At 66.5% G+C, this 1,623-nt stretch carries 2 protein-coding genes and 1 pseudogene; 1 reads left to right on the top strand and 2 read right to left on the bottom strand.

Annotated features, from left to right (window positions below):
• Together WA317_RS13740 and WA317_RS13735 are read right to left on the bottom strand one after the other, a co-directional pair.
• Positions 1–313 (bottom strand): annotated as a pseudogene (locus tag WA317_RS13740) (hypothetical protein); the annotation flags it as partial.
• Positions 314–381: 68 nt separating this feature from the next.
• A complete protein-coding gene (locus WA317_RS13735; protein ID WP_425173559.1) occupies positions 382–1,077 on the bottom strand; it encodes a DUF5632 domain-containing protein in 696 nt (231 codons plus the stop codon).
• A 358-nt stretch (positions 1,078–1,435) separates the two neighbouring features.
• Between WA317_RS13735 and WA317_RS13730 the strand changes: the two genes are divergently transcribed.
• Positions 1,436–1,623, top strand: a 188-nt coding sequence (locus tag WA317_RS13730) for a hypothetical protein (RefSeq protein WP_425173558.1), incomplete at its 3' end; no start/stop codon positions are given.

Raw genomic sequence — 1,623 nt, 5'->3', positions numbered from 1 at the left:
GGTTACCTGATTGCGAGAGCGTCTGCATGATCTGGGTGAACGGCTGAATGAGGGCGCCGCTGAGACTGCCGGCGATCTGCGCGGCGGTCTGCGGCATCGACTCGGCCATCTTCAGCATGTCTTCGCCGCCGGCCAGCTTGCTTGCCGATGCTTCTTCGTTGGCGGGAAATTTGGTCGTCGCGTCGTTAAGCTTGGCCTCGCGCTGAGCCTGTCCGAGTTGGGCTTCCGCGTTGTCGACGGGGTCTCCGGCGTTCACCGTCATGCCAAGCATGGCGAGCAGTTGCTCAACGCCGGAAGGGCCCTCGGCCACCATGTCGGAGACTATTTGGTGCGGCGGAAGATTGAACCCGTGCGTCTGCGCATACTGCTCGATTAGTGCTACTAGCTTCGGATCCATTGCACCGCCCCTCCGGATGCCGCCTGGAACCACGCGAGGTGGTAATTAGCCGCAGCCTTATCGCCGGCGGTCAGCGCATCGATAGCCGCCAGCAGCTGCCAGTTTCCGACCTCTGCGGGGTCGACGTTGTCGGGGTAACTTTCGAGGACGCGAGCAGCGATATCACTCAAGTAGTCATGCAAAAGTTCTTTTTCGGAGTCGAGCACCCCGGTACCCGACCAGGCAGCCTTGGCTAACGTGTGCGCCAGCCGAGGAAGCCCGTCGCGCCAGTTGGTGGCGTGGCTTAGCTCCCAGCCGAGGTCCTCGATCTCCGGCGCCCGCCGCGGACGAGGCGAGATCACTACCGGCTCATCCGCTTCCGGAACGTGATGTCCCGGCGTGTAGCTGGCTACAAGCTTGACTTCACCCAACAGCGTCTCAAGATCGCCGCGGCGGCGCTCCGGATCGAGCAGTGTCACGTGGGCGGGAAGGTCGATGTTCGGCGGAATCCACCCACCGGCCAGATCGGTCACTAGAACTGTCGTGTCGTCGGGGCGGTCGCCGGCTGCCCAGGCCAGCCGAGGTTGCTGACGAGCAACTGCGTCGACCAGGCGTTGCAGGCGTGCCCGCGCGGTCGCGTCCGCGGAGGCGGCACCCGCGGCGGCGCCGCCAGCGGTGACCGCAACAGCTTCGGTGCCCACACCTGGCGGTGACTGGTTCGCAGTTGATGGGACTGGTCGGCGCACGACAGCGGGTTGGCCAGGAACAGATTGCGCGGTCGTGCCAGAAGCCGATGAGATGGGTGTCGCCGGTGGCGGCGGACTCAACGGCGCTGATGGCGTCGAGGTCGCCGCCGCAGCTGGACGCAGATCGGCACCGTAGGCGGGCATCGGCCCCACGGGCGCGGGTGGCGCTGCAGGAGCAGCGGGCGTTGCCACAACAGGCGTACTCGCCACTGGTGTGTAAGCGGCCGGCGTAGGCGAAGGTGAATCCCACGCCGCTGGCAATGCTCCGGTGCCGTCTGATGCGTGAGTCGGCGCGGCTTGCAGGACCTGTGGCGTGGCCGGCGGCATCGATGGTGGCGGTGCGACACTCGGGGGCGCGGTCGCCTGGAATCCCTGGTGGAAGTCCTGCGCCAGCGCTGTTGGAGCCAGACTCGGCGGCGGGCCAACGGTCGGCGCCAGCGGCATGGCGGCCATCGGTCCTGGCGACGCGCTGGCGATTTGTGACATCGGCATGTGGGGTGA

The sequence above is a fragment of the Mycobacterium sp. genome (genome assembly GCF_049802695.1).
Taxonomy (GTDB): domain Bacteria; phylum Actinomycetota; class Actinomycetes; order Mycobacteriales; family Mycobacteriaceae; genus Mycobacterium.
This window is presented reverse-complemented; position numbering and strand designations above follow the sequence as displayed.